Annotated in this window: 15 protein-coding genes; 3 read left to right on the top strand and 12 right to left on the bottom strand. The window is 52.9% G+C overall.

Features of this window, described 5'->3' with window-relative positions:
• Positions 1 to 2: 2 nt before the first annotated feature.
• The 5 genes from H8K47_RS15445 to H8K47_RS15465 are packed head-to-tail and all read right to left on the bottom strand — an operon-like array spanning position 3 to position 4,377.
• Positions 3 to 485 carry a DUF4405 domain-containing protein gene (locus H8K47_RS15445; RefSeq protein WP_230405287.1) on the bottom strand — a complete coding sequence of 161 codons (483 nt, stop codon included), beginning with the start codon at positions 483 to 485 and terminating at the stop codon, positions 3 to 5.
• Between the two features lie 20 nt (positions 486 to 505).
• Positions 506 to 1,351: an FAD:protein FMN transferase gene (locus H8K47_RS15450; RefSeq protein ID WP_186882302.1), complete on the bottom strand. Its 846-nt coding sequence runs from the start codon at positions 1,349 to 1,351 to the stop codon at positions 506 to 508.
• A complete protein-coding gene (locus tag H8K47_RS15455; RefSeq protein ID WP_186882303.1) occupies positions 1,348 to 1,884 on the bottom strand; it encodes an FMN-binding protein in 537 nt (178 codons plus the stop codon). Before H8K47_RS15455 ends, H8K47_RS15450 begins: the two co-directional genes overlap by 4 nt.
• A gap of 51 nt (positions 1,885 to 1,935) precedes the next feature.
• Positions 1,936 to 3,258, bottom strand: a complete 1,323-nt coding sequence (locus H8K47_RS15460) for a hypothetical protein (RefSeq protein WP_186882304.1) — start codon at positions 3,256 to 3,258, stop codon at positions 1,936 to 1,938.
• Between the two features lie 36 nt (positions 3,259 to 3,294).
• The gene (locus H8K47_RS15465; RefSeq protein WP_230405288.1) at positions 3,295 to 4,377 is read right to left on the bottom strand and encodes a cytochrome-c peroxidase; all 1,083 of its coding nucleotides are present in this window, start codon (positions 4,375 to 4,377) and stop codon (positions 3,295 to 3,297) included.
• 591 nt (positions 4,378 to 4,968) lie between these two features.
• Here H8K47_RS15465 and H8K47_RS15470 point away from each other — a divergent pair.
• The gene (locus H8K47_RS15470) at positions 4,969 to 6,072 is read left to right on the top strand and encodes a hypothetical protein (protein WP_186882306.1); all 1,104 of its coding nucleotides are present in this window, start codon (positions 4,969 to 4,971) and stop codon (positions 6,070 to 6,072) included.
• An 86-nt stretch (positions 6,073 to 6,158) separates the two neighbouring features.
• Here the strand turns inward: H8K47_RS15470 and H8K47_RS15475 are convergent, their stop codons facing one another.
• From H8K47_RS15475 to H8K47_RS15490, 4 genes are all read right to left on the bottom strand, one after another.
• Positions 6,159 to 6,443, bottom strand: coding sequence for a helix-turn-helix domain-containing protein (locus tag H8K47_RS15475; protein WP_186882307.1), 285 nt, complete (start codon positions 6,441 to 6,443; stop codon positions 6,159 to 6,161).
• 1 nt (position 6,444) lies between these two features.
• Positions 6,445 to 6,783, bottom strand: coding sequence for a type II toxin-antitoxin system RelE/ParE family toxin (locus H8K47_RS15480; RefSeq protein ID WP_186882308.1), 339 nt, complete (start codon positions 6,781 to 6,783; stop codon positions 6,445 to 6,447).
• Between the two features lie 69 nt (positions 6,784 to 6,852).
• Positions 6,853 to 7,599 carry an AAA family ATPase gene (locus H8K47_RS15485; RefSeq protein WP_186882309.1) on the bottom strand — a complete coding sequence of 249 codons (747 nt, stop codon included), beginning with the start codon at positions 7,597 to 7,599 and terminating at the stop codon, positions 6,853 to 6,855.
• A 117-nt stretch (positions 7,600 to 7,716) separates the two neighbouring features.
• Positions 7,717 to 8,358: an HNH endonuclease gene (locus tag H8K47_RS15490; RefSeq protein WP_186882310.1), complete on the bottom strand. Its 642-nt coding sequence runs from the start codon at positions 8,356 to 8,358 to the stop codon at positions 7,717 to 7,719.
• Positions 8,359 to 8,782: 424 nt separating this feature from the next.
• Between H8K47_RS15490 and H8K47_RS15495 the strand changes: the two genes are divergently transcribed.
• On the top strand, positions 8,783 to 10,918 hold the full coding sequence (locus H8K47_RS15495) for a S46 family peptidase (RefSeq protein ID WP_408057906.1): 2,136 nt from the start codon (positions 8,783 to 8,785) through the stop codon (positions 10,916 to 10,918).
• A 345-nt stretch (positions 10,919 to 11,263) separates the two neighbouring features.
• Positions 11,264 to 12,649 (top strand): ATP-dependent RNA helicase DbpA, encoded by a 1,386-nt coding sequence (gene dbpA, locus H8K47_RS15500; RefSeq protein WP_162019468.1) that lies wholly within the window; start codon positions 11,264 to 11,266, stop codon positions 12,647 to 12,649.
• Here the strand turns inward: dbpA and H8K47_RS15505 are convergent.
• From H8K47_RS15505 to H8K47_RS15515, 3 genes are all read right to left on the bottom strand, one after another.
• The gene (locus H8K47_RS15505) at positions 12,646 to 13,464 is read right to left on the bottom strand and encodes an arylamine N-acetyltransferase family protein (protein WP_186882311.1); all 819 of its coding nucleotides are present in this window, start codon (positions 13,462 to 13,464) and stop codon (positions 12,646 to 12,648) included. The genes dbpA and H8K47_RS15505 overlap by 4 nt on opposite strands.
• A 60-nt stretch (positions 13,465 to 13,524) precedes the next feature.
• Positions 13,525 to 13,926, bottom strand: coding sequence for a hypothetical protein (locus H8K47_RS15510; RefSeq protein WP_186882312.1), 402 nt, complete (start codon positions 13,924 to 13,926; stop codon positions 13,525 to 13,527).
• Positions 13,927 to 14,022: 96 nt separating this feature from the next.
• Positions 14,023 to 21,732 carry a fibronectin type III domain-containing protein gene (locus tag H8K47_RS15515; RefSeq protein WP_186882313.1) on the bottom strand — a complete coding sequence of 2,570 codons (7,710 nt, stop codon included), beginning with the start codon at positions 21,730 to 21,732 and terminating at the stop codon, positions 14,023 to 14,025.
• Between the last annotated feature and the right edge of the window lie 245 nt (positions 21,733 to 21,977).

Consider the following 21,977-nt stretch of genomic DNA (forward strand, 5'->3'; position numbering starts at 1 on the left):
GTTCAGAGTCTGCGGCCCAGCCGTATATGCACGTACAGGATTCCGGGTAACAGCAGGCCCGGAATCCAATGCAACACGGACCAGACCGGACGCAGCTGTTCGCTGGCAAAATAATACAGCCCGTAACCGGAAATTTGTAGCCAACACAAGAACAGCAACATCGTCCAGCCGCTGTAATGATTGTGCCTGCCTAAATGCGCTCGCCTCATGTGCTGGAACAACATACTGCCAACCAGGAACACCAAAGGGATGATCAATGCCCCATGGACCTGCATACTCCAGTGTTCAGCCGGATGTATACTCTCTCCAAATTCACCCACAGTTCGTAAGAAAAAATGAGCGGTCAGCCATATCAGTCCGCTTACGGTCAGACCAGCAAACAGTACGTACAGACTGCGCCTGTGCCAGTTTTCCAGACGATATCTGGGCTGTGGCGAAGAGCGTGAAGAACGGTGAGGATGCAAAGTGTGTTTGTTTGTACGCATGAGCAAAAATCATTTGGCAGTCAGGATGGCAGAATTATCGCCCTCGCGCCCCATAAATCAAGGCAGGCGTCTGCCGGGTTCCCGGTGGCGGCAATCAGCTTAGTTAAGGCGTCGGCGATCATACATTGATCAGCAATAACACTATAGCTTTTCCCGCCACTTATTTGATCCCCGTTACGTCCATCAATCAGTACAGAGGCTGCTCCTGTTTCAACCAGATCTGTGTTTCTATTACGTTCAGAAAAATAGCTGGCTGAACTCGCGATACATTGCTGATTCAGTGTCAACGACATTGCCATATGGGTTGGAAATTGTGGGTCACGAATAGATATCGTATGTTCACCAATTACCCCTAAATCACCTCCGGCATTAATACAGGCACGCTGTACCGCAAAATTTTTCAAGACCTTGGTAGCCTGATCAACCGCATAGCCTTTAGCAATCCCGCCCACATCCAGCCAGTCATCCCTTAATTTTTCAATGCACAGGTCATCAACAAAACGAAAAGCCTGCTGATCAGGAACATACTGTGGCACCCTGGTCTGCGAAGGCAGTAATCCAAGGCGGGCCAATCTGCTGGCGACGCGCAGATCAAAAATTCCACCTGTTTGTTGTTGCAACTGAAGAGCAGTCTGAAGCACCGCAGCAGTATGAGGATGTAACTGGAGACAGGTGCCTGTCTTAGCCCGATTGAATGCATATATATCACTACCTTCGCTGTGATAGCTCATGCATGTGTGAATTTGCGCGATCACCTGAAATGCTGCCTGTATAGCTGCAGACCAGTCCGGCGCTACTTCCGTTGGCGCATCCCAAATCGCGACTTCTACCAGCGTGCCTAACCAGGGCTGAGCTCGCCGTATCATTTTTTATAAAGCACCTGAACAATAGCGGCAATACGGCGTACACCGTCGGTTACATGCGAGCAAGACAAAGTAGCACCACTGATATTGGCGATGCCATCTCCTATCTGCATGCCTGCACCAGCGTTTTTGCCAATGAATTGTTTCCTCCAATTGGCGTTGCGGATTTCAAAACCATGACTTTCGCGATACGCCATAATCTCTACCTGACGCACCAAGCCATCTGCTTGCAACCCTACTGCATAGGAAATCAGTTCAAACTTGCCAATGACGTCATCAAAGAAAATATACCCTAATAATTTATCATCTTTGTACGCCTGGACAACACGCCAGGAAACAGAGCGGGCAGGTACAGCCGCCAGCTTCTCGACCTGCTTCATTTGATCCAGCGTTAACTGCACAGGCTGTGCCTTGAAAAGCGTCGCTTCGGGAAAAATGACTTGTTGCGCCTGCTCCGGACTGAGGTACTGAGTTGCCAATGCGTTACCGCTGGCGGTTGCCAACAGTACCAGAGAAAGAGGAGCAAGCTGATTCATGTTCTATGATAAAAGGGAAATGCCAGCACCAATTGCACTGGCATGTCGGCTTCAAAAAGCATACCCGACACCAAGATTATAGCGGTCGCGGCTATTATCCTGACGGAACTTCTGATAATCGGTTTTTACAACAACGCCTTCACCGATTTTGAAACTCAGACCGAAGGTTATCACTTTCTCATCATCAGTCGACAAGACACCTAATCCTAAAGGTACGGGGGCATACGACTTAGCCGTATTAAACTGTTCGTAGCGCACAAATGGAGTCAGGCTGTAATCGCTGTCTTTCCATGTCAGGTAGGCCGCTTGTACATACCACCCGGCAAAGGCAGAAGGCACAGGATTTGGATTCCCAACAAATGTCAAATTCAAGTCAGCCGTGTTGCTGATTGTACCGCGCGCATACAAAGCACTTAAGTCCAGTGGGCCCGGATTATATCTGCCATGCAGTTCCCACAGCGTGACACGGGCATCATTTGCTGCAAAAGCTTTAGTACCATGCCCCGCTTTTCCTGAGAATGCTGACCCACCCACTAACAGTCCAGGTACACCACGCCAGTTCAGTGCAGCATGCAAACTCAAATCTTTTGATTTAGCATTTTGCCCCTCCTGATGAATCGCACCTAACGGAGACTCCCTGCCATCAGCTGAAGCGGCGTCCCACTTGGTCAAATTGAATCCTGTGGTCAGTCCCAAGTCCCAGCTAACGCCGTTTAAGTGCGAACCAGACATCCCCAAACCCGCTTCTCTCCACGTAGTCGGGATAATCGCGGTTTCAACAAAGTTTCGATGTACTCCATAGAAAGCCGTAGGCTCGTGGCTGGTATTCATGAAACCTGTCGGTATCAGAAACAAGCCTGCCTTTGCGGATAAGCCAGGCTTGAGCTCATGTTCCACGTACAACTGCTCAACGGCAGCTTCGCCATCATCGCTTTTAGAGGCGATAGCATGTTCCCATTCAAATTCGGCGACCATTTTTGTTTTACTATCAAAGCGATGGGTAACACCGATGACCGCACGTTTCACATCTGTCTGCGCCTGATCACTGGCGTTACGTGGTCGCGAATATGCCACTTCGCCATAGCCACTGATCACGGTCTTAGTCAATTCTTTTCTTAACTCTTGAATCTGCACGTCGACATTAGTGGAGACCGGTACCGCTGCAGCTGCTGATTGATTCACTGTCTGCGGTGCTTCTGTACCCGGCTCGTTTTTTTTACGACTGGCGGCCAGTTCCGCCTTGATCGCGTCCAGCTCAGCAGCCAGCTTTTCTATTTTCTGTAACAGCTCCGCTTCACCGGCATAGGCTGGAGCAATACATGCGGAAGAGATGAGTGCACCGCAAATGGCCTGGGTCAACATATTTTTTTTCATTATCGTCTTTCAATTTAAAAATTTTATCTGCAGCGATCAGGGCTTATACCCGTCACTCAACGTTGACAGGAATTTCAGGACATCCTCGACTTCGTCTGCTGTTAATGCGGCAGCCATACCGCGCTGTCTGTTGTAGGGGACTTCTTTTGTATTTACGTTCGCGATGTAATCAGGCGGTAAATCATTGAATTTCCACACAGTGCCATCTGTCATCACCGGAAACCATTCTTCAGGATTGGTGTCGCGGCGCACATAAAAATTGACGGCATCACGTAAGCTATGCATTTGTCCGTTATGAAAAAATACCTTCCGGGTCGCAACATTACGCAAGGTGGGCACTTTAAATGCACCACATAAATCGGTTCGTTTTTTTAAATCCTGACGATCCACACCACACAAACCAAAATCAAAATAGCTGCTATCTGCAGTAGCGGGAATAGAACGGTTCCTTGGGACACCGAGATTATCGTAGGAGTAATCGGTAAACACTGGCAGACTGCCATCACTCCCCTTAGCACTGGTATGACACGCAGCGCAATTCCCTTTTTGCGGGTTATTGAAAAGAGCTAAGCCACGTAGTTCCGCATCACTGAGTTTTACCTTGCCCGCCAGGAATTGGTCATATTTCGAGTCATATGGATGAAAATCCGCATCCTCTTTCTGGTATTGCTGCAAAGCGAACAGTAAACGCTCAAATGCCGCGTTGGTATTATCAAAAATACCGGTGCCAAATGCAGCTTTGAATTCATTGACGTAAGTGCTGCGTTTTAATTTCTCGACGACGCTTGCACGATCTGTATTGGCCATCTCATGAGCGGCCAGCAGCGGTGTCTCTGCCTGGGATGCCAGCGTATCGGCGCTTCCGTCATGCGTAAATCCCCCTTTTGCTTTGCCGTCTTTGTCGAAACCAAAAGCAGGTGTCAAATGTAAGTAGCGCAAAGAAGGAACCGCGCGCAACCCGGGTACGCTCATGTCGCTGCCACCTAATTGCACAGAAAGATCATTCGTTTGAGCGTAAGCATTCTCAGGAAGATGGCAAGTTGCACATGACATTTTCCCTGAGGCGGACAAACTGCTGTCTTTGAAAATCTTTTCCCCGACCAGCGCTGCTGCGCTCATCTGCGGCGCCTGAACTTCAGACTGACTCTGGCCACCTGAGCTTCCACCACATGCAGACAGCAAACCGACGATTGCCACAGGTAAGCATCTGAGTAACGGACTGGGAGAGATGTGTACAGTCTTGAATAGCGCAATTTTATTAAAAAATGACATACAAATTCCGGTAATGATTGCCTGGGGAAACAAAGACGATCAGTGGGCTGAGGCAAACATTGTCCGTACAGACGGGGAAAGTTGAGGCGTGCTGGATGTGCACCAATACCCTGTTTTCCCTGCTGGCATGGAGTTACTGCAGCCTCAAAACAATAAATGAGAATGATTTGCATTATAACTCCTATCCGGCCCGGAACTCAATCCTTGTAACATAGGAGCAACATGAGTCGCAGTATTGGTCCACTGACCTTAGCCGGTAGCGCAGTCAGCGCATCCTGATTTTGTTTATATGCTTTATTTAGGCAAGAACATCCAGATTTGTTTCTGCGTAATCGCCCAAGCATTGCCGGCTCTGGGATAATGCTGCAATATTTCTTTTACCTGTTAATTTGTCGGATAATTTGGCGATTAATAGGCTCATCTCAATTAAGGTCCGTCATGACGAAAATCGCTGCCACCTCCCGCACCAGAAAAACTGCCAAGCCTGCAGCGCCAGTGTTACCTGCGCCGGAACCGGTGCAGGCAAAAAGCCTGAAGCGTAAACAATTTGCCAGCACCGGTGACGTGCATATCCTGGGCGATGTCATCATCACCACCCAGCTGATCGTCGGCGGTGATTTACTGATCGATGGCGACCTGATCGCAGAAGAAGTTTTTTGCCTCGGCAAACTGACCGTGACCGGCGATGTACAGGTCCAATCCTTATACGTCGGCCATACGCTGGACGTAGGCGGACATATCGATGTGGAATTCCTCATCAAAACCGGCTGCAGCGCCGAATGGATGGCGCGTGTATTAGAGCTGGATCAGCGCAAACTGGCTGAAGGCCAGAGCTTCATTGACCTGCTGGTCCATCCGGCGATTGCTGCACGCCAGGCACATCACGATGTGTTCGGCGGTTTTGGCGATATTCAATGCCTGGGCTATCTGTCCTGCGCCGATCTGGATTGTCACGGCAACCTGCAACTGGATGAAGATCTGGAAGCCTCAGAAGTGCAGTTCGTCGGTGGCCATCTGGCCGCTGCCAGCATCCATGTGACAGGCGATTGCAACTGCCAGGGTGAAGTATTCAGCGAAACCCATATCGAAGTCGAAGGCAGCCTGTTCGCCGGTGAGATCATCAGCCAGGGCAATATCGAAGCGGGAGCAATCGGCAGCCAGGGCGACATCACCGCCTGGGGCAGCATACGCGCCAAGGGCGAAATCAGCGCCTTGTTCGGTGAAATCCATGCGGGCCGCTGGATCGCGACGGCAGCCACCTTGTATGCCGCAAAATACATCAAAGCCGGTGAATCAGTGGTCGGTGAAAAAGGCATCAGCTGCGGCAAAGACTATGGCATCTTCGCAGGCTCCGTGTTGCCACGTTCAGCCTGGGCCACGCAGGGCATGATTTCTGCGGCGACCAAGCCACGCCTGATTTTGTCGGGTGAATTTGTCGAAGGCAAAAAACTGCGCCATATCGACGCGCTGGAAAAAAAACGCAATAAAGAACTGGACTGGGAAATCAGCCGCCGTGTAAAACGCGAGATGCTGGCGGAGTAAGCAAGAGACAGTCAGACACAGCAGCATACTGTGTCACCGGTTGGTATCGCGCTCAGCCCGCGATACCATTCGAACAGGCTGGCTGCTCATCCAAGTGCACGTAACACCGCTTGCGGCTCTTTTGCCACAACGTGCAGCAATGCTAAAGCCGGACCATGCGGAGAGCGGTCACCGCGTTCCCAGTGACGCAGGGTGCCGATACTGATACTAAATTTGGCCGCAAATTCCATTTGCGTTAGCCCCAGACTACGGCGTAACTGCGCGACATCAATTTCTGCAGGACGATGCGTACGCACTGCGACGTCCTTACCCTGAGTATGCGCTATCGCTTCCTGTAATCCCTGCCTGATACTTTCAAATGCTTTAGTCATATTATTTCCCCAATGCTGACTTAACGAGCATATCAACTAACTGCGCCAGAAAATGTCGATCCGACCTGGATAAATTCGCTTGTTCGTTTTTTCCAAAAAGAGTGAGCAAATACAAAGGAATGCGCTCATCGTGAAAATAGTAAATCACACGCACACCACCACTTTTCCCCTTGTTGCCACGCCCCCAGCGTAATTTACGAATGCCGCCGGTTCCCTCCATTAAATCACCTGCTTTTGGAAATTCCGACAGGTAATCAATGACTGCTTTACGCTCAGACTCGCTCAAAAGCGCATCCGCACGCTTGATGTATTCTGGGAGCTCGGTAATAGTCGTCAGCATAGTCCGAGTGTAATCCATTGGATTACTTAGGGCAAGGTATTGATGGCAAGTGCAAGCAAACGATGTGCCCTAACAAGCATCCCCTTCATCCGCCAGTAACTGCTGCAGCCGTCTCGGGTAGTGATTCAGAAAATCCCGGGTCACCGCATAGTGTTCCGTGTCTTCGTAAGCGACTTCGCTGATGCCACTGCGGTCGAACTGGAAAATGGTGGCATGCGGATACGACAGCAGGATTGGCGAATGGGTGGCGATGATGAATTGCGACTGATCCTCGACCAGCTGGTGTATCGCACTTAATGCCGCGAGCTGGCGGTTCGGCGATAAAGCAGCTTCCGGTTCGTCCAGCAGATAAATCCCATTGCCCTTCAGTTTATTAAGCAGTACCGCCATAAACGCTTCGCCGTGCGACTGGGTATGCAAAGACTTGCCGCCATATTCGCCCAGATAGCTGAGTTCATCCATATAGGTAGCGACATTGAAAAAACTTTCAGCCCGCAGAAAGTAACCATCACGCGGCACCGGCACACCACGCGCCAGCCGCAACTTGTCGTGCAGCGAAGAGACCGACTCTGCGGTACGGAACTGCACATTGCGGGTACCGCCCTCAGGACCGAATCCCAGCGCCAGCGCAATCGCCTCCAGCACAGTGGACTTACCGCTGCCATTTTCACCGACAAAGAAACTCACATTTGGATGAAAGCGGATATTTGCAAGCTCGCGCACAGCGGGTATGCAATACGGATAGCTGGCAAAGTCCGGATCGACATCGGGTCGTAAGCCTGCCTGTCTCAGATAGGGTTGTTGGCGTCTGGCCATATCAGAATCTGCCTGAATGTATAAAGCTGATTCAATTTATTAAAAGCCCAATATCAATCATATGTCTAGATCAATTGTGTTTCTTACTGCGGGATGCTTCTACTAATAAACGTGATGTTAGTTCTCTGTATAACTTCTAAGTTCAGTTTTAAGTTCTTCAATAGTTAAAGCTGGTGAAGTTCGATGAATCATGGCGTGGCAGTTTGCACAAACTGGAACTAGGTCTTCGATGGGATTTACGACATAAGTATCTTTGACCTGTGACAAAGGTTTAATGTGATGGACATGAATATATGATTTCCCTAATTCTCCGTATTTTCTCTCAAAATTAAATCCACAACATTTGCATTCGTAGCCGTAGAATTTTAGACATTTATTTCGAGCCTCAGCGCTGCGTTCATATGCATTGACTAAAATAGTTTTCTTTGCCCCCTCACTCAACTCTTTAAGGTTCTCGATTTCCTCGGCAACCATAAACTCTCTTTGGCTTGAGCCACTTGCATGGCGATAAATTCCATGCCCAACACGGATAAACTTAGGCTCTTTTTTACTTAAGTCGAAACCTTCTGCTTGAGGGCAGTAGTCTTCTATCTTGCGTTGTATCGTTTGGCGAAACGATTTCTCGTGCTGATAGTTATCAGGAATTTCGTCTCTGCAATGATCTTTCAGTATTTTGTCTTGAATTGCCTTTGCCCTCGCTTCACCACCAAGGTCACGCAACGCTCGCTCAATATCAGTAATATTTACCGTGTACTTCATAGATTGATACCTAACTCAACTTGGTTCGGGAATATTGCACTTTAACAATACTAACAAAATAAAAATACATCTACCAGTTAGGCCCCTACCTATTAAAGCAAGCCATTCCCCACACCCACCCCACAAAACCAAGTCAAAATGTAAATAACTTTTCTTTTTTTCTTTACGCACGTAAGGATATCTGTCAAATTTCACCCTTTACCGGAACTTTTCCTGCGGCGGCGGGTCTGGAAACCGGGTTCTGACATGATCTCAGGATGGGCAAGTATGTGGAGCTGTTGCCGTCCTGCATAATGAAGAGCAGCGTACAGCGTGCTGCATTAGCGTCTGTCGCGCTGCCCCACCGCAATCGGCTGGCCTCAGGATGGGGCTGGGCTGTTGACCACTGACGGAGAAAAAGTTGAAACAATCGTATGCATGGAGTCTGGCGCTGGCCGGACTGACTTTGGCCAGCAGCCCGCTGGTCCAGGCGGATGAAGGACAATGGCAGCCACATCAGTTGCCGCAATTAAAGGCAGAACTGAAGCGTATCGGTATCGCCATTCCGGCTGAAAAACTGGCGGATCTGTCCAAACATCCGATGACGGCGATCGTTTCGCTGGGTGGTTGCTCGGCGTCGTTTGTGTCGCCAACCGGTCTGGTGGTGACCAATCATCACTGCGCGTATGGCGCGGTACAGCGCAATTCCAGCGCAGAAAAAAACTATATCGCCAATGGCTTCCTGGCGAAATCACCGGCCCAGGAATTACCGGCCGGTCCGGATTCTCGCATGTATATCACCGACAAGGTGGAGAATGTGACGGAACAAATCATGCGCGGCATCACGCCATCCATGAGCGGCAAGCAAAGGCATGAGCACGTGGAAAACCGCATCAAGAACCTGATCGCAGAATGTGAACAGGCGGATGGAAAAGACCAGGCCTACCGCTGCTCTATCCCTAGTTTTCACCGTGGGCTGGAGTACTACCGTATCCGTCAGATGATGATACGTGATGTGCGTCTGGTGTATGCGCCGTCAGACAAGATAGGCAATTACGGTGGTGAGGTGGATAACTTTGAATGGCCACGTCACACCGGCGACTATGCCTTCCTGCGTGCCTATGTGGGCAAGGATGGCCGCCCGGCGGATCCATCGCCCGACAATGTGCCTTATCAGTCTAAAGATTTTCTGACGGTTTCGGCTCAGGGTCTGAAAAACGGCGATCCTATTCTGCTGGCGGGCTATCCTGGCCTCACCAGCCGTTACAAGCTGCCGGAAGAAATCCGTTATGCGCGCGATGTCAGCTATCCGGCCCGCGCGTTTGAATCGCGTTCCGATATTTCCGTAATCGAGGCAGCCACCGCTGGCAATGCCGAAGGCAAAGTACGCTATGCGAGCGTGGTCAAGGGCATACAGAATCGCTTAAAAAAAACCGAGGGTTTGCTGGCGGGTTTTGCACGTAAAGATATCGCCGCCATCAAGGATGCGCAGGATGCGGAATTCCGCAGCTGGGTGGCGCAGCATTATGCCGATAAAGACTTCCTCAAAGATCTGGATGCCGTGATCGCCAGCGATATGGCACTGACCGAAGAAGAGTTTGCCTACAGCGTGGCCAGCAACAGCGATTTGCTGAAAAGCGCACGCACGCTGTACCGTCTGGCACTGGAAAATCAAAAACCGGATGCAGAACGCAAAGCCGGCTTCCAGCAACGTGACCTGCCTTTCATCACAGCGCGTCTGAGCCGTCTGGAGCAATCCTATCTGCCGAACGTGGATCAGGCCCGCTTCACAGCTGGCTTACAACGCTATAACAAACTGGCTGCCAAAACCCATCCTCAGGGTCTGGATGTATTGCTGCCTTTGCCGGAATCGGTGTCTGCGTTTTACCCTATGACGGAACTGGGTGATACCGTAAAACGCCTGGCCTGGCTGAAAAAAGATGCGGCAGAATTCCGCGCTTCCCAGGATGCCTTTATCCATCTGGCGGTCAAATTGCATGACATCGGCATGCAACTGGAAGATCGTCGCCAGGAAGTCGATGGCAATCTGGAGCGTGTGATTCCCAAATACATGCAGGCTGTGATCGCGTGGAAGCAATCCCAGGGCAAGCCGGTGTATCCGGATGCGAACTCCACGCTGCGTGTGACTTACGGCACCGTGGCACCATACAGCCCGCGCGATGGCGTGACTAAGGGCCCGTTCACGACCGTGGAAGGGATCGTTGAAAAACACACAGGCAAAACGCCTTTCATCGCACCGGACAATTTGCTGGCAGCGATTAAAGACAAACGCTACGGTGTGTATAAAGACTCGGTGCTGGGTACGGTACCGGTGAATTTCCTGTCCAGTGCGGATACCACCGGTGGCAACTCCGGTTCTGCGGTGCTGAATAAAAACGGCGAGCTGATCGGTCTGAATTTCGATTCCACGTATGAATCGATCACCAAGGACTGGTACTTCGACAGCGCCATCACCCGCGCCATCCATGTGGATATCCGCTACATGCTGTGGGTCATGCAGGAAGTCGATCATGCCGACAATCTGCTCAAGGAAATGCGTATCCGCTATCCGGCGAAATAAGTCGTTCGGTCTGCAAAAGATTTGAGAAGATGTGAAAGAGCGTGGCTCCTGTGCAAACAGGGACCACGTTTTTTTTGTACAGACTACACTGAAAAGCTACCGTTAAAAACCAATGTCCGCATCCTTACTGGGCTGCAGCCCGAAAAGCGGCTGCACGCCTTATTCCATGCGGACTTTTGTTTTGTATGTTGCATCATTTAGCTGAACAATCAGCACAACATGCAGACCTGGCCAGCCTGCTCAGCCAGCCGCGCCAGCAATCTTGCTGAGGCTAAGTAGGCGCACATCGCCTACAATACGGCTTCCGGCGGGCGGTTTGCCTGCTCACTTCTGTAAAGCCACACCATGTCTGATACCCTCTCTTTCTCCTCCCTCCCCTTAGCGCCTGCGCTGCTGGATAATCTGGCCAGTCTTGGCTATCAGCAGATGACGCCGATTCAGGCTGCCAGTCTGCCCATCATCCTGCAGCAACGTGACCTGATTGCGCAAGCCAAAACCGGCAGCGGCAAAACGGCTGCATTCGGACTGGGGATGCTGGCGAAACTGAATCCCACTTACTTTGCAGTGCAGGGACTGGTGATTTGCCCGACGCGCGAGCTGGCCGACCAGGTCGCCAATGAATTACGCCGCCTCGCGCGCCGTATCGAAAACGTCAAAATCGTGACCTTGTGCGGCGGCACACCGATGCGTCCGCAAATGGCTTCATTGGAATTTGGTGCCCACATCGTGGTCGGCACACCGGGCCGCCTGATCGATCACATCAGCCGCGGCAGCCTGCAACTGAATGCAGTGCAAACCCTGGTCCTGGATGAAGCTGACCGCATGGTGGATATGGGCTTCTACGATGATATTTATGAGATCGTCGGCGCCTGTTCACCACGCCGTCAAACCCTGCTGTTTTCTGCCACCTATCCGGATGATATCCGCGCCGCCAGCGAGCAATTGCTGCGCGATCCGGAAGAGATACAGATCGAGGCGCAGCACAGCAGTAATCAGATCGAGCAGCATTTTTTCCATGTCAGTCAGGAAGGCCGCAATCAGGCGGTCGCACGCCTGTTACTGCATTACCAGCCCAGCTCCAGCATCGCATTCTGTAATACCAAAATCCATTGCCGCGAACTGACAGAAGAATTGAATGCTCAGGGCATCAGCGCACTGGCGCTGCATGGCGACATGGAACAACGCGACCGCGATGAAGTGCTGATACGCTTTGCCAATCAAAGCTGCTCGGTGCTGGTGGCGACCGATGTGGCGGCACGCGGACTGGATATTCAAAATCTGGGCGCCGTCATCAATGTCGATATTTCCAAAGACAGCGAAGTACACATCCACCGCATAGGACGTACCGGGCGCGCCGGAGAGCAAGGACTGGCGCTGAGTCTGGCCACCTCGGGTGAAAAAAAATGGGTCAGGCTGATCGAAGAATATTCAGGTATCAGCGCGCAATGGCTGGAACTGGACAGTCTCAGCGATGCGACTGAGAGTCTGCTGCAGGCACCGATGATGACGATCTGCATCCAGGGCGGTAAGAAAGACAAGCTGCGTCCCGGCGATCTGTTAGGTGCCTTGTGTGCGGATCTGGGTTTGCAAAAAGCCCAGGTCGGTAAAATCAATGTATCTGAATTCGTGACCTATGTGGCGATAGAACGCGCTATCGCTCACGACACGCTGCAGCGTTTATCACGCAGCCAGATCAAGGGCCGTCAATTCAAAATGCGCATGATAGATTAAGGCGAAGCGGCAGACTCAGCCTGGGCATGGACGCGGGCCCGGAACAGCGGCAACTGCTGCGCTGACATCCCCATCTTGTGCTGTAACAGCGCATGGTAGTCGGCTTCGCTGTCTATGCTGTGCACGCTGCGTTTGCCATGTTGGGTCACGATCATTTTCTGATCGGCGATGCTGATGCGGCCGTCTGCCGTCGGCAAGGAGCAGATGGTCTTTTGCGTGAAATGCGAGTTTGGCGATGTCTGCTGATAAGCGAACATAGGCAGGAAATCGTCAAGCTGGAACGCCTGCGTCTGAAAGCGGTACTGTGGTGTGGCGGCCTGTCCGGCTTTCTGCTGCAGCAATATCCAGTGGGCACCATCGGCCTCGCAGCGATACCTGATACCCAGCTCCTGATTCCCCGCGCCAGCAGGCAGTAAAGGCTGGCGAAAGCTGTCGCCAAATCCGACATCTGCGATCCAGCATTGCGCCTCCAGCTGCACGGCCAGCAGCATGTGGTCGAATTCCGGTCCATAGGCTTTGCCATTCCATACCCGTGCCGATAATAAGCGAGCCTGAAAACCCAAGGTCTGTAATAACCAGGAAAACGCCAGATTCAGCTCATAGCAAAAGCCACCGCGCCGACGCAGCAACATTTTTTCCAGCAAGGCATCCTGCTCCAGACTGATGGGCAGACCGGCACGGATGTCCAGGTTTTCAAATGGAATCTGCATCAGATGCGCCAGATGCAGCGTGCGCAAACCCTGCAGATCGGGCGGTGGCGCCTGATCCAGCTGCAGACGTTGTAAATACAATCCAGTGTGATATGGACTTAACATCCTTACCCCCTTCATAGAAACTGTCTGATTTTTTCTGGTATCTTTGGTCGCTGCTACGTCTCAGGACTGACCGATAAAACCAAGCCGGCGAAAGCGCAGTGCGGACCAGTCTTCATCAAAAGCGACCTGACGCACCGTATCCCAGCCCGCCGCCCGCAGGCTGTCCCAGCCATGATCCCGGCTCAGCTCACCCGCATACAAAGCGGAACTCTTTTTAGGATAGACCATCCACAGAATCGCATCACCTTCTGCCTGCGGCAGGATAGCACTCAGTGCCTGCTCCAGACGCTGCCGGGTCGCAACGAATACGATGAAAAACCGCGCAGGCTGCAGCGCGTCCATTTGCAATAGACAGGGATGAGCGGCAGGTATATCCAGCAGCGCCAGCTGGGCTGCATCCGCGTGTAATACGACAGTCGGCGCCTGCTGTTTCCAGTTGAGTTTTTTCAGCAGCGTATGCATGCTTGTCCTTGTTGGCGAACGATATCAGCACTACAGTGCCATAGCACCCAAAAAAACACCAGCCCGTGAGCTGGTGTTTTGATTGGCTTTGCTACCTCAGAACCCGAGTCGGAAATCCACCCGGAAGCTGTTGGCACGATAGGTGTGGGCACCCATAGAACCCAGCCAGCTGAAGTTAGTCGTGATGCCACCGCGCGATTTCACATTCAGTCCCAGACCAACAGACTGTATGTCTTCCGGCAAACCAACGACCAGTACGTTGTAGTTGGTGCTGCCGGCACCCAGATCCGTGTAATACATAGACTGGTTCATTTCGCCGCTGGTACGGTGACGCCATTGCAGTTTCAGCGATGGTGTGATCTGGCCAAAGTCCAAGTAGAAATCTTTGGCGAAGTTCAGACCACCGGTAAATGCTGTCGTCACACTGCTGGTGTTATTCAGTGTCAGTGCCAGCACGCTGCCGCGTTCTGTGTATGCGTCCAGTTTGGTATGCAATACATCGAAGCGTCCGAATGGCTGGATATGCAGATCTTTATCGACCGTCACATCACGGGTCAGCGTCAGCGACAGGAAACGGACCTGTCCGGTACGCTCACCAGCCAACAGCTGACTATTCACTTCATCCCAGCGGTGATTATCGTAATTGACCTTACCAATACCACCCATACCATCAATAAACCATTCCTTCTCTGGTTTATAGGTTCCGTACAACATACCCGACCATTGCCTGGACTTACTTTCACTGCCAAAGTTATCCATGGTTGCCTTATCGCGGGCATAGCCGACGGACAGACCTACGATCAGTTTAGGATTCCACATCATATCCATACCGATCGTCAGACCCGAGCTAGAGAACTTGGTGCGGCTGCCATCAGCGGCGTCGATACCACCGAAGTCGATATTCCCCGCAGTCCACATGCCAACTGGTTTGCCAGCGATCTGGAACCACTCGTCATTCTTAGGCGCTTCTTCCTCCTCATTGTCCATCAGTTTATGCGCGGCTTCATCTTTGGCAAACGGTGCCTTGGCCTGACGTACATCAGCCGGATTGAGGCGATACAAATCGTTGCCGAAGCTGTCTTTATTGGCAGTCAGGTTTTCCGAGATTTTGTTGGCCGCCATGCGGAACATATCCAGACCTGGTGCATTAAAGCTGATACCAAAACGGTTCTTGATCGAAAAGTCATGGTGCAGAACCTGAACGTGGCTGTAAATATTCGTCATCTGTGCCTGAGTGAAGCGCTGACTGATATTGGCTGCCGCGACAGCTGTGTTTTTCACCACCGGATCAACCGCTGGATCAGGACGCTTGCCGACCGTCACCGTGATGCCGACACTATTGCCTGGTGCGGTGACTGCATCACCCGAATACACCGCAGTGATGGTATGAACACCAACGGCCAGGTTTTTCGCGACCAGCAAGGCTGAACCATTCGTCAACGTGACCGTTGCCAGGTTCACCGATCCATCCATAAAGCTGATGGTACCGGTAGAAGCTGCCGGTGTCACCGCTGCCGTCAATGTGACTGGCACACCATCCAGTACCTGAGACTGCGTAGTGCCTATTGTTACGCTGGCTGCAGTCAGATTCTGAATCTGTATCATGATGCTGGCTGAGACCGTACTGAAATTCGCGTCGCCCTCTTTGGTCGCAGTCACCACACAATTACCTGCTGTGCTGCCAGCCGACAGGACATTGCCAGACAAACTGCAGGCACCGGAGCTGACCGCGAAACTGATCGCACCGTTGCCAGAACCACCAGAAGCAGTCAGCGTGGCTTTACCTGTCACTTTAAAAATCGCCAGCTTGTCAGCAGTCAGCGTGAGTGCAGCTTGGGCATTTTTACCCACCGTCAGGCTATAACTGGCCACAGCCTGCGCATTGATGCCAGTCACTGCCGCCTGGGTGGCGGTAATCACGACGCTGCCCGCTGCAACCGGTGTGACTTTGCCTGTTGCGTCAACCGTCGCAACCGCTGCATTACTGCTGCTATAGCTGATTCCGCCGTAGCTGCCGCCGCTTAATGTGGAGCTCGCTGCGTTTGTTAAGCTGTTGCCTAAAGTGATTTGCAACGGGCCAGCCTGGGTGAAACTCAAGACTGGGACTGGCAAGGCACTGACTGTCAGGCTGTAAGTCTGGGTAGCCTGTGCATTCACACCTGTTACTGCCGCCTGGGTGGCAGTGATCACGACGCTGCCTGCTGCAACCGGTGTGACTTTGCCTGTTGCGTCAACCGTCGCAACCGCTGCATTACTGCTGCTATAGCTGATTCCGCCGTAGCTGCCGCCGCTTAATGTGGAGCTCGCTGCGTTTGTTAAGCTGTTGCCTAAAGTGATTTGCAGCGGTCCGGCCTGGGTGAAACTCAAGACTGGGACTGGCAAGGCACTGACTGTCAGGCTGTAAGTCTGGATAGCCTGCGCATTCACACCTGTTACTGCCGCCTGGGTGGCAGTGATCACGACGCTACCTGCTGCAACCGGTGTGACTTTGCCTGTTGCGTCAACCGTCGCAACCGCTGCATTACTGCTGCTATAGCTGATCGCACCGTAGCTACCACCGCTCAAGGTCGATGTCACGGCATTGTTCAGGCTATTGCCTAAAGTGATTTGCAACGGGCCAGCCTGGGTGAAACTCAAGACTGGGACTGGCAAGGCACTGACTGTCAGGCTGTAAGTCTGGGTAGCCTGTGCATTCACACCTGTTACTGCCGCCTGGGTGGCAGTGATCACGACGCTGCCTGCTGCAACCGGTGTGACTTTGCCTGTTGCGTCAACCGTCGCAACCGCTGCATTACTGCTGCTATAGCTGATTCCGCCGTAGCTGCCGCCGCTTAATGTGGAGCTCGCTGCGTTTGTTAAGCTGTTGCCTAAAGTGATTTGCAGCGGTCCGGCCTGGGTGAAACTCAAGACTGGGACTGGTAACGCACTGACAGTCAGGCTGTAAGTCTGGATAGCCTGTGCATTGATGCCAGTCACTGCGGCTTGGGTTGCAGTGATCACTACGGTACCTGCCGAAACAGGCGTGATCACACCGCTGACACTGACCGTGGCAACGCCTGTATTGGAACTGCTATAGCTGATTGCGCCGTAGCTGCCGCCAGTTAATGTAGAAGTAGCTGCATTCGTTAAGCTATTGCCCATCACGACGCTGGCTGAAGTCGGCGTAGTAAATGTCAGAACCGGAACCGGCAATGCGGCGACTGTCAGTGTATAGGTTTGTGTCGCCTGGGCATTCACACCGGTTACTGCGGCCTGGGTGGCGGTGATCACCGCTGTACCTACCGAAACCGGTGTGATCACACCGCTGGCACTGACCGTGGCAACGCCTGTATTGGAACTGCTATAGCTGATCGTGCCATAGCTGCCGCCTGTTAATGTGGAGCTCGCTGCGTTTGTTAAGCTATTACCTAAAGTAATTTGCAGAGGACCAGCCTGGGTGAAACTCAATACTGGGACTGGCAAGGCACCCACCGTGAAAGAACGGCTGACCTGGGTCGCCGCTGTGAAGCTTGCATTACCACCCTGATCCGCAGTGATCGTACATGTACCCGCTGCGATCAGATTGACGCTGGAGCCTGTCACTGTACAAACCGGCAAAGTCAAAGAGCTAAAGCTGACTGACAAACCGGAACTGGCCGTTGCGGCCACATTCACCACACCGCCCACGACGCCATTGGCCGGCGCAGTGAAGCTGATCGTCTGGCTAGCTTTAGGTGTGATCGCACCGGATGCAGTCGATGCGCTGCTGTTACCCGCACTATTGGTCGCTTTCACGGTAAAGGTATACGCCGTACCGTTAGTCAGACCGGTGACGCTAATTGGACTCAATGTACCGGTGAACGTCGCGCCAGTCTCTACCACGGTGACGGTGTAGCCGGTAATTGCAGCACCACCGGTAAATACAGGTGCTGTGAATGCGACCGTTGCGGATGCATTCCCTGCAGTTGCGCTAACGGCAGTCGGTGCGCCTGCTGCCACGGCAGCAATCGCAAAAGTTTGCTGTACCTGCGGCGCAGCGTTGTAACTGCCATTACCAGCCTGATTCGCATTAATCGTACAGTTGCCGGTGGCAACCAGGTTCAGTGTACTGCCACTGACTGTACACACGGCAGGCGTGGCGCTGCTGAAAGTCACACTCAGGCCGGAACTGGCGCTCGCCGTCAGGGTCGGCGTCGTGCCAAAGTTCTGGCTGCCGGGATTATTAAAGCTAATGGTCTGTACGGATTGTGGTGTGACCGCAGTCGTTGCACTGGATGCCGTGCCACTACCTGCGCTGTTAGTCGCTTTAACGGTAAAGGTATACGCAGTACCGTTGGTCAGACCCGTCACACTGATCGGACTCGCTGCACCGCTGAAGGTCGCTCCGCCCGGACTCACGGTCACGGTATAACCCGTGATCGTCGCACCACCGGTAAATACTGGTGCCGTAAATGCGACTGTTGCTGACGCATTTGCTGCTGTCGCGCTTGCAGCCGTTGGTACACCCGGTACCACAGCAGCGACAGTAAAGGTTTGCTGTACCTGCGTTGCTGCATTAAAACTGCTATTACCTGCCTGATTCGCATTGATCGTACAGTTACCTGCTGTAACGAAAGTCAGGGTGCTGCCACTGACAGTACACACGCCAGTGGTGGCGCTGCTGAACGCAACAGCTAAAGTCGAGCTGGCGGTCGCACTCAGTGTTGGTGTGCTGCCAAAGTTCTGGCTGCCTGGATTCGTAAAGCTAATCGTTTGATTGCCTTTAGGTGTTACTGCAGCCGATGCCCCCGAGGTCAAGCCTGTGCCACTGCTGTTAGTCGCGGTCACAGTAAACGTATACGCAGTACCGTTAGTCAGACCGGTCACGCTGATAGGACTCGCCGCACCGCTGAAGGTAGTACCACCCGGGCTTACAGTCACGGTATAGCCGGTGATCGCCGCACCGCCATTCGATGCCGGTGCGGTAAAGCTCACACTGGCTGTGGTGTCACCTGCTGTCGCGCTCACGCCGCTTGGCGCGCCCGGTACCGTTTTTGGTGTCACCGCTGTCGAAGCGGTCGATGCCGTGCCGGTTCCTGCTGTATTGGTCGCTGTTACAGTAAATGTATACGCCGTACCGTTGCTCAGACCCGTCACATTGATCGGGCTGGACGTGCCGGTTGCCGTTGCGCCGCCAGGGCTGGCTGTGACGGTATAACCGGTGATCACTGCACCACCATTGGAGGCCGGTGCGCTAAAGCTGACTGCTGCCGATGTATCGCCGGCGACTGCACTGACACCGCTTGGTGCGCCAGGTACGGTATTTGGTGTGACCGCCGTCGTGGCACTCGATGCGGTGCCGCTACCTACGCTGTTAGTCGCTTTAACGGTAAAGGTATACGCAGTACCGTTGGTCAGACCCGTCACACTGATCGGGCTCGCTGCACCACTGAAGGTCGCTCCGCCCGGACTCACGGTCACGGTATAACCCGTGACGGTTGCACCACCGGTAAATACCGGTGCTGTGAATGAAACCGTTGCACTTGTATTGCCTGCCGATGCGCTCGCTGCTGTCGGTATGCCTGGTACTACGGCCGCAACCGTAAAGGTTTGTTGTACCTGCGCCGCAGCGCTATAAGTGGGGTCACCGGCCTGGTTGGCATTGACGGTACAGGTACCCGCTGTCACGAAAGTCAGGGAGCTGCCACTGACAGTACACACACCAGTCGTCGCGCTGGTAAAAGTCACTGGCAACGTCGAGCTGGCGCTGGCGCTCAACGTCGGTGTGGTACCAAAATTCTGGCTGCCTGGATTATTGAAGGTAATGGTCTGGGCTGTCTTTGGCGTCACTGCCGTCGATGCGGCAGAGGCTGTACCAGTACCCGCGATATTGCTTGCTGTCACGGTAAAGGTATACGCCGTACCGTTAGTCAGACCGGTCACGCTGATAGGACTCGCCGCACCGCTGAAGGTAGTACCACCCGGGCTTACAGTCACGGTATAGCCGGTGATCGCCGCACCGCCATTCGATGCCGGTGCGGTAAAGCTCACACTGGCTGTGGTGTCACCTGCTGTCGCGCTCACGCCGCTTGGCGCGCCCGGTACCGTTTTTGGTGTCACCGCTGTCGAAGCGGTCGATGCCGTGCCGGTTCCTGCTGTATTGGTCGCTGTTACAGTAAATGTATACGCCGTACCGTTGCTCAGACCCGTCACATTGATCGGGCTGGACGTGCCGGTTGCCGTTGCGCCGCCAGGGCTGGCTGTGACGGTATAACCGGTGATCACTGCACCACCATTGGAGGCCGGTGCGCTAAAGCTGACTGCTGCCGATGTATCGCCGGCGACTGCACTGACACCGCTTGGTGCGCCAGGTACGGTATTTGGTGTGACCGCCGTCGTGGCACTCGATGCAGTGCCGCTACCTACGCTGTTAGTCGCTTTAACGGTAAAGGTATACGCAGTCCCATTCGTCAGACCCGTCACACTGATCGGACTCGCTGCACCATTGAAAGTCGCGCCACCCGGACTCACGGTCACGGTATAACCCGTGATCGTCGCACCACCGGTAAATACTGGTGCCGTAAATGCGACTGTTGCTGACGCATTTGCTGCTGTCGCGCTTGCAGCCGTTGGTACACCAGGCACCACAGCAGCGACAGTAAAGGTTTGCTGTACCTGCGTTGCTGCATTAAAACTGCTATTACCTGCCTGATTCGCATTGACCGTACAGTTACCTGCTGTCACGAAAGTCAGGGTGCTGCCACTGACAGTACACACGCCGGTCGTGGCGCTGGTAAAAGTCACAGGCAAAGTCGAGCTGGCGCTGGCACTCAGCGTCGGTGTCGTACCAAAGTTCTGGCTGCCTGGATTATTGAAGGTAATGGTCTGGGCTGTCTTTGGTGTCACTGCCGTCGATGCGGCCGAGGCTGTACCGGTACCTGCGACATTGGTTGCCTTGACTGTAAACGTATACGCAGTACCGTTGGTCAGGCCCGTCACACTGATCGGGCTGCTGGCACCAACAAAGGTCGCGCCAGTCTCTACCACGGTCACGGTATAACCAGTGATCGCTGAACCGCCATTCGACGCCGGTGCGCTAAAGCTGACGCTGGCAGTGGTATCACCCGCTGTCGCGCTCACGCCGCTTGGTGCGCCCGGTACCGTTCTTGGGGTCACAGCTGACGATGCAGTCGACGCGATACCAGTTCCTGCCGAATTGGTCGCCTTAACGGTAAATGTATACGCAGTACCGTTAGTCAGACCCGTCACACTGATCGGGCTCGCTGCACCATTGAAAGTCGCGCCACCCGGACTCACGGTCACGGTATAACCCGTGATCGTCGCACCACCGTTGAAGCCTGGCGCCGTGAAGCTGACTGAGGCTGAAGCATTACCCGGCGTTGCACTCACACTGGTTGGTGCGCCTGGAGGCGTGGCACCTCCAGTCACATGTAAGGTCAACGTAACCTGACCAAACTCTGCCGTAAATTGATCTTGATAGTAAATGACCACTGTATCGTCACCGGTATACCCGATGCTTGGAGGGGTATAGATAAAACCGTTGTAGTTCATGGTCATTGCGTTATTCGGAAGAAAGTTCCCTCCGGCATTCGTACCAATTGCACCGGTATTCCCGTTTGAAGCGGTGAATACGCCACCGCCCGATCCCATCCCGTGCACGCCCGGATCGCAATTCGTTAAATCTTGATTCGTATAATTGTATGTATAACTGGATGCACCGGTATTGGTGATATTGATGGTGCAAGAAGTTGGCGGAGCTGCTGCATAAGCTAAACCTGAACCAGCCATGCTGAACAGCATCAGCAATGTGAGCCAGACTGCTTTCATGCGTGTCCTGGTATCTGTCAAGGATTTCCATCCTGAATATCTGGACAGGGAATGCAAGAAAACTTGCGTGAACAGGGCGAAGAGTTTTTGGGCTGAGGGGACTGCTTGCATTTGCATGCTCCGAAGAATTAGGTGACAAAACCCACCGTGGCCATTTAAGGCTTGGGCTATGCCAGATAAAGCGAATTAGAATTACCCCTCAATGTTACAATTTTTTTCAATTGCAAATTAGAAATTGACGAAAA

This window comes from Cognatundibacterium rugosum, from assembly GCF_014284365.1.
In the GTDB taxonomy this organism is placed as follows: Bacteria; Pseudomonadota; Gammaproteobacteria; order Burkholderiales; family Burkholderiaceae_D; genus Undibacterium; species Undibacterium rugosum.